Genomic DNA, 6,739 nt, shown 5'->3' with positions numbered 1-6,739 from the left:
TTTCCTAAAGTGTTGTTAAAATTCATGAGTTTGTGTTATAATGACTTCATAAACAATAGACGCAGAAAGTATCCTGCGTGAGTATTACCCAAATAAACAGCAAAGGGGATGGATGTATGAAATTTATTATTAGCGGAAAAAACATTACTGTTTCTGAAGGACTCAGAACAGCCGTTGAAGACAAACTTGGAAAACTGGAACGGTATTTCACTCCTGACACCGAAGTTGTAGTAACCTTAAGTGTTGAAAAAGAAAGACAGAAGATCGAGGTTACGATCCCGGTAAAAGGCAATATCATCCGCTCTGAACAGGTAAGCAATGATATGTATGTTTCAATTGATCTTGTAGAAGAGGTGATTGAGCGCCAGCTCCGCAAATACAAAAACAAAATTGTAGACAGGAAACAATCTGCCGGAAACTTCCAGCAGGAATATATTGATAAAGAATATGATGAGGATGAAGAGGTTAAGATCATTCGTACGAAGAAATTTGATATCAAACCAATGTATCCTGAGGATGCATGCGTACAGATGGAACTTCTGGGACATAACTTCTTCGTATTTGTGAATGCAGAAACCGATCAGGTAAATGTGGTTTATAAACGTAAGGGAAATACTTACGGACTGATCGAGCCTGAATTCTGATAAACAGAAAAAACCCCTGCTGTCGGTGGTATTTCCACCGACAGCAGGGGTTTTTTGACTCCATAGAAGCAGGAGTGTTTTATTCTGTTTTTATCATACGGTAACCTACTCCGATATGAGTCTGTATATACTGGGGGGAATCCGGTCCCTGCTCCAGCTTTTTGCGGAGAGTGGCCATAAATACTCTCAGGGATGCTACATCATTTTCCCAGTTGCTGCCCCAGATATTCTGTGTAATAAAGGTGTGAGTCAGAACTTTGCCGACGTTGCGGGAAAGAAGACAGAGGAGCTTATATTCAATAGGTGTCAGATGAAGCTCCTGGTCGTCGAGATAGGCACATCCAGCAGCATAGTCTACACGAAGGGCACCGTTTACGAATACGGAAGATTCCACCGGCGTCATCATGGAAAGCCGTCTCTGTACCACACGGAGTCTTGCCAGAAGTTCTTCAACAGAAAATGGTTTGGTCAGATAATCATCGGCTCCTGCATCCAGTGCGTCTATCTTGTCGGTATCCTCGCTGCGTGCGCTGATGACGATAATGGGCATGGTGGACCAGGAGCGGATTTTGTGGATGACTTCTACTCCGTCCATATCCGGAAGCCCCAGATCCAGAAGAACAATGTCAGGATTATGAGAAGAAGCTTCCAGAATGGCTGTTTCGCCGTTTCCGGCAACCAGATAACGGTAATCGTGTGCTTTTAAAGTGGTTGTGATAAGATTTTTTACAGATGAGTCGTCTTCAACCACCAGAATCAAGGGTTTATTCATGTAACTTTACCTCCTCGGCTGGTAATGTAAATGTGAATACAGTGCCGTGAGGCAGATGATCGGAAACCCGGATCGTTCCGCCATGGGCATTGACTATGGATTTGCACAGGGAAAGTCCCAGACCCAGACTGCGCCGGCTGTCAGCAATCTGATGCGTTCCGCTGTAAAACATATCAAATACCTGTTTTTTGTTTTCGTCAGCAATACCTGGACCATCATCAGATACCGAGATAACAGCCCATTGATCTTCTTTCCTTGTTCTGATCTGGATGTGGGAACCTTTCGGTGTATATTTAATTGCATTATCTATAAGATTGATCAGAACCTGAACAATCAGCCGGGCATCCATTTTTGCCAGAAGAAGATCATCTTCATTGTGGACCGTAATTTCATGATCCTTGGAAAGACGGTTTACATGACGCAGCGCTTCCTGTATCACCTCATCTACAAGTTCTGCAGATATACGGATATTCAACCGTCCTTCCTCCAGGCGTGTAACCGATAAAAGATTTTCTACAAGATTGATCAGCCACATGGAATCATCGTAAATATCCTGATAGATTGTCTGTTTCGTGTATTCATCAAAGGAGCTTCCGTTAGAGATAAGATTGCTGGCGTTTCCTGATATGGAAGTCAGTGGTGTACGGAGATCATGTGAAATAGCCCTTAGGAGATTGGCGCGGAGCTGCTCATTTTTGGCAAGGATCGCAGCTTCTTCTTTTTCCTGAGCATTTTTTTTATTCTCCAGTGCAAGTGCACATTCACCCAGAATGGAAAGAAGAATATTATTTTCAGAGGCATCCAGGGGCTGACCGCATGCGGCGATTCCTACAACACCGTAAACAGAATTACTGACCCGTATGGCAAGATACAGACATTTGGCATTGGAAAGAGTCTGTGTGGTGGCACCGGCATGCTTGTTGTTTTTTAATACCCAATCTGCAACAGCTCGTTCATTTTCTGTGAGATATGAATCAGCAGCATTATTTTCTCCGGCAGAAAATACCAGAGGATTTTTCAGGCTGTTTTTTTCTACTGGATAGATAATGATATCCCGATTCAGAAGCTTGGAAAGCTGATGGGCGGTGGAAGTAAGAATTGCTTTCTGATCTTCCGCCTGCTGAAGAAGCTGATTGGTATCAAACAAAACTTTGGTGCGAAAGGCTGCCCGGGCAGACTGCTTTGCAACAGTTTTCATTCTGGTGGTCAGTGTTCCGGTGAGGAAGGCACAGATGAACATAATAGCAAAGGTAACAGGATAGCCACGTCCATAAGCCATCAGGGTAAATTTGGGGACGGTGAATAAAAAGTTAAATACCAGTACACTGACAATGGATATAATCAGACTGTATATGCGATTCACTGTAACAATGGATGTCACGAGTACAGCGAGAACATATATCATAATAATATTTGATTCGTCAAAACCGAGCCATTGAAATAGAAAACCCAGACAGCTTGCAGCCGACAGGATCGCTATACTTTTCAGGATGTCTGCAACAGAAAAAATAATATGTTTTCGGACATGCTGGGGAAAAGAGGTACGGTTTGAGGGCTGATCTGGTATAATATGAACATCCATGTTAGGTGCGTTGGCGATTAGCTGTTCTGTCAGTGCCGGTTTTACAAAAAGAGGACGGCGCGTGATGGTGCTTCGGCCGATGACGATTTTTGATACCCCGGATAACCGGGCAAATTCAGCAATCTGAAAAGGAATATCGTCTCCATAAACAGTTTCTATCGTTGCTCCAAGCTGCTGAGCCAGATAAATATTAGTCCGGAGCCGCTGCCGATCCACATCGTCCATAGAGGAAAAATCAGAAGTTTCCACAAACAATGCGGTGAAGGTTCCTTTAAAAGCATTGGCCATTCTGGCTGCTGTTCTTATTATTTTAGCATTTGACGGGGAGGAGGACAGGCATACAAGAATGTGTTCGTCTGTGTGATACTCTCCTTTATTTTTTATCCGTGATGCTTCGGTCAGTTTATTTACCCGGTCTGCGCAGCGGCGCAGAGATATTTCTCTTAATGCGGTAAGGTTTTCAATGGTAAAAGTAATATTGGAGCTGTCGGGACAGGAGCCTGTATTTTCAGTCTCCAGTCGTTCGATCAGCTCCTGTGGCTCAATATCTACCAGTTTTACCTGATCTGCCTCATCAAAGAGAAAGTCAGGAATGCGTTCTTCCACCATAATGCCGGTAATAGAAGCTACCGTGTCATTCAGGCTTTCAATATTCTGGACATTTACAGTAGTGTAAACGTCGATTCCAGCTGTTAACAGTTCACGAATGTCCTGATAACGCTTTTGATGCCGGCAGCCATCTGCATTGGTATGGGCCAGCTCATCAATGAGGATCAGATCCGGATGCCTTTTAATGGCTGTATCAAGGTCAAATTCATTTACCGGAATACCATTATGTTCTGAGCGAAGAAGTGGAAGTGTTTCCAGATCCTTCAGAAGAATTCTGGTTTGGACCGGAGCGTCTGGCCTTATATAACCGACGACTACATCAGTTCCGTGTTTTTTTTCTGTATGGGCAGCATCCAGCATGGCATAGGTTTTTCCTACACCGGCGGCATAGCCGAAGAAAATTTTCAGCTGTCCCTTGTACTGGCTGCTGTAATTATCCTGCTGTTCCACGTAATCCCTCCTTTTGATGCGGCGTAAACTTTATTATATCGTATTTTGCAGAAACCTGCATTAAAATCCACAGTTAAATTGAAGGATTCCTGTAATATTAATATTCGGATTTCAACTGATTGATAAAAAGGGAAACCTGAGGGTTTGTACTGTTTTTCTTCCATATGGCATTCATAAAGAAATTTTTGTGGCATAAAGGTATGACAGGAAGCCCGACAGGTTCGCAGGCCACTACATTTTCGTCAAGGACAAAATGAAAAGAATGGAAAGATTCATCAGGCTCCAGAGCAGGATCCTTACGGATGAATCCGAGATCAATCTTTCCGTTTTTTATCTGACGACGTATCTCACCGGGTGATCCGTAAAAGAGATTGAGTTCACAGGAAGGTGATTGCTGGGAAAAATGCTCCAGAAGTTCATTTAAAAAGGAAACTTCTTCTGTATGCTCAAATGCAATGGACAAGACAGGTTTTTCAGGCTTTTTCGGGGGAGCATTTTTATCACTTTCAAAAAATGCTCCCATTTTTTTCAGTATAAACCCGCACAGTACAAAGACCGCAGCAACAGCACAGAATAGGATCAGTTCCTTCATATAGAATCACCTCTTTACTAAAAATTTTTGTTTTTCTTAAATATGGAAACATTTTTGGATATCTTTTGTGTTTCCAAGAACAAGCATGGTATGATCGGCAGGAACCGGTGTATCAGAACGGATATTCAGATTCATTTCTCCATGATATTTAAATCCCATGATATTGATGTTGTGCTTATTGCGTATATCCAATTGTCCGACTGTTTTTCCAATCCAGTTGTCTGGGATGGAAATTTCAAAAATAGCATGTTCCTCATCAAGCTCGATATAGTCAAAGATATGATCGGCGCTGTAACGGATCGCTGCCCACTGTGCAATCTGTTTTTCCGGATAGATTACTTCATTGGCTCCGTTTCTCAAAAGAAATTTGGCATGAACATCACGCGCTGCACGGGATACGACCATTTTTGCGCCCAGATCGCTGAGAAGGGAGGTTGCCTCCAGAGAACTCTGAAAATTATCTCCAATGGCAACAATGCATACGTCAAAATTGTTAACACCCAGAGATTCCATAAAGCCTTCGTTTGTGGCATCTCCAATCTGAGCATTGGTAACGTAGGGAAGCGCTGCGTTTACTCTGTTTTCATCTTTGTCCACCGCCATGACCTCGTGGTTCAGTTCATCCAGCTTCATGGCAATGTGTCGTCCGAATCTTCCAAGTCCTATTAATAAAATTGATTTCATCATAATTTTAGTTTATCCTTTCTTTTTATCCAACTGTGATTTTTTCCTGAGGATATCTGGATCCAAAGTTATTATGTTCTGAAAGTGCTGCAAAAATAAGAGTAAGGCCTCCTACACGTCCAAAAAACATCAGTAAAATCAAGATTGATTTTGAAACCATGCCCAGAGAAGGAGTAAGTCCTAACGAAAGACCTACGGTACCAATGGCAGAACTGGTTTCAAACAGTGCGGACATAAGAGGAACCTCTTCGATATAGCTGATTACCATTCCTCCGCCAAGGAAAAGTGTGAGGTACATCATTAGAATAGTTGCTGCGTTTTTTACTGCATTGTCCGGAATTCTTCTGCTGAAAAAATGCGCAAAATCCTGCTTGCGGAATACTGCCAGGGCAGAAGAAAAAAGAACTGCTACTGTGGTTGTTTTCATACCGCCGGCTGTGGACCCGGGAGATCCGCCGATAAGCATCAGGATGATCATAATCATAAGTCCTGTTTCCGTTAAAAGTGTCAGATCAACCGTATTAAAACCGGCAGTTCTGGGAGTAACCGACTGGAATAAGGATGAAAGGATCCTTTCTCCAATGGGAAGATTGGAAAACTCACAGAAAAAGAAATATATGGCAGGAAAAATAAGAAGTCCTGCAGTTACAGTAAGAATTACTTTACTCTGCATATTATATTTCCGGAAATGGAATTTATTTTTCTTGATATCAGCCCAGGTTACAAATCCAAGTCCTCCGGTAATGATCAAAGCCATTATCGTAAAGTTTACGATTGGATTCGATGCATAGCTGGTAAGAGAAGAAAATGGTTCTCTGACTCCTATCAGATCAAATCCGGCGTTGCAGAAGGCTGAGATGGAATGAAAGACAGAATACCATAAGCCTTTAAAAATACCAAAATCTTTACAGAATACAGGAGCCAGAAGCAAGGCGCCCAACAGTTCGATGGAAATACTTGTTTTCAGAATGAATTTTGTCAAACGGACAATACCGCCAACCTGATGGGCAGAAATGGCTTCCTGCATGGTACTTCTCTGCATCAGACCTATTTTTCGGCCGGAAGCGACTGCAATAGCGACTGCAATGGTTACTACACCCATGCCGCCGATCTGGATCAGAGTCAGAATGATGGCCTGTCCGAATTCAGACCAGTAGGTAGCTGTATCACGTACGATCAGTCCGGTTACACAGACTGCCGAAGTTGCTGTAAAAAGTCCATCGGCAAAGGATGCTCCCTGACCGTCCCTGGTAGAGAAGGGCAGCATCAGAAGCAGGCTTCCCAGCAGGATCACAGAAAAGAATCCAAGGATAATCACCTGAAAAGAGGTGAAATGTCGATGGTTTTTTTTCGTTGCACTTTTCATAGCGGGCTTTTGCCTCCCTTTATTTCATCTTTATGTTGTC

At 42.8% G+C, this 6,739-nt stretch carries 6 protein-coding genes; 1 reads left to right on the top strand and 5 read right to left on the bottom strand.

Annotated features, from left to right (window positions below):
- Positions 1–116: 116 nt before the first annotated feature.
- The gene (raiA, locus tag RDS42_RS10755; RefSeq protein WP_308783672.1) at positions 117–644 is read left to right on the top strand and encodes a ribosome-associated translation inhibitor RaiA; all 528 of its coding nucleotides are present in this window, start codon (positions 117–119) and stop codon (positions 642–644) included.
- A 79-nt stretch (positions 645–723) separates the two neighbouring features.
- Here the strand turns inward: raiA and RDS42_RS10750 are convergent, their stop codons facing one another.
- The 5 genes from RDS42_RS10750 to RDS42_RS10730 all read right to left on the bottom strand — a co-directional run bounded on the left by RDS42_RS10750 (position 724) and on the right by RDS42_RS10730 (position 6,699).
- Positions 724–1,416, bottom strand: a complete 693-nt coding sequence (locus RDS42_RS10750; RefSeq protein WP_308783671.1) for a response regulator transcription factor — start codon at positions 1,414–1,416, stop codon at positions 724–726.
- Complete coding sequence (locus RDS42_RS10745) at positions 1,409–4,057, bottom strand: sensor histidine kinase KdpD (RefSeq protein WP_308783670.1); 2,649 nt, start codon at positions 4,055–4,057, stop codon at positions 1,409–1,411. Before RDS42_RS10745 ends, RDS42_RS10750 begins: the two co-directional genes overlap by 8 nt.
- Positions 4,058–4,154: 97 nt before the next feature.
- The gene (locus RDS42_RS10740; protein ID WP_308783669.1) at positions 4,155–4,649 is read right to left on the bottom strand and encodes a LysR substrate-binding domain-containing protein; all 495 of its coding nucleotides are present in this window, start codon (positions 4,647–4,649) and stop codon (positions 4,155–4,157) included.
- A 36-nt stretch (positions 4,650–4,685) separates the two neighbouring features.
- Positions 4,686–5,333 carry a TrkA family potassium uptake protein gene (locus RDS42_RS10735; RefSeq protein WP_308783673.1) on the bottom strand — a complete coding sequence of 216 codons (648 nt, stop codon included), beginning with the start codon at positions 5,331–5,333 and terminating at the stop codon, positions 4,686–4,688.
- A gap of 25 nt (positions 5,334–5,358) precedes the next feature.
- Positions 5,359–6,699: a potassium transporter TrkG gene (locus RDS42_RS10730; protein WP_308783668.1), complete on the bottom strand. Its 1,341-nt coding sequence runs from the start codon at positions 6,697–6,699 to the stop codon at positions 5,359–5,361.
- Positions 6,700–6,739: the final 40 nt, after the last annotated feature.

The sequence above is a fragment of the uncultured Blautia sp. genome (assembly GCF_902497045.1).
Taxonomy (GTDB): Bacteria; Bacillota; Clostridia; order Lachnospirales; family Lachnospiraceae; genus Blautia_A.
The sequence above is the reverse complement of the archived record's forward strand: the minus strand, read 5'-3'. Positions and strand labels throughout refer to the sequence as shown.

Excerpts from the sequence above, each read along its gene's own strand:
- RDS42_RS10750 (WP_308783671.1), bottom strand. The coding sequence starts at position 1,416 with ATGAATAAACCCTTGATTCTGGTGGTTGAAGACGACTCATCTGTAAAA.
- raiA (WP_308783672.1), top strand. The coding sequence starts at position 117 with ATGAAATTTATTATTAGCGGAAAAAACATTACTGTTTCTGAAGGACTC.
- RDS42_RS10730 (WP_308783668.1), bottom strand. The coding sequence starts at position 6,699 with ATGAAAAGTGCAACGAAAAAAAACCATCGACATTTCACCTCTTTTCAG.
- RDS42_RS10740 (WP_308783669.1), bottom strand. The coding sequence starts at position 4,649 with ATGAAGGAACTGATCCTATTCTGTGCTGTTGCTGCGGTCTTTGTACTG.
- RDS42_RS10735 (WP_308783673.1), bottom strand. The coding sequence starts at position 5,333 with ATGAAATCAATTTTATTAATAGGACTTGGAAGATTCGGACGACACATT.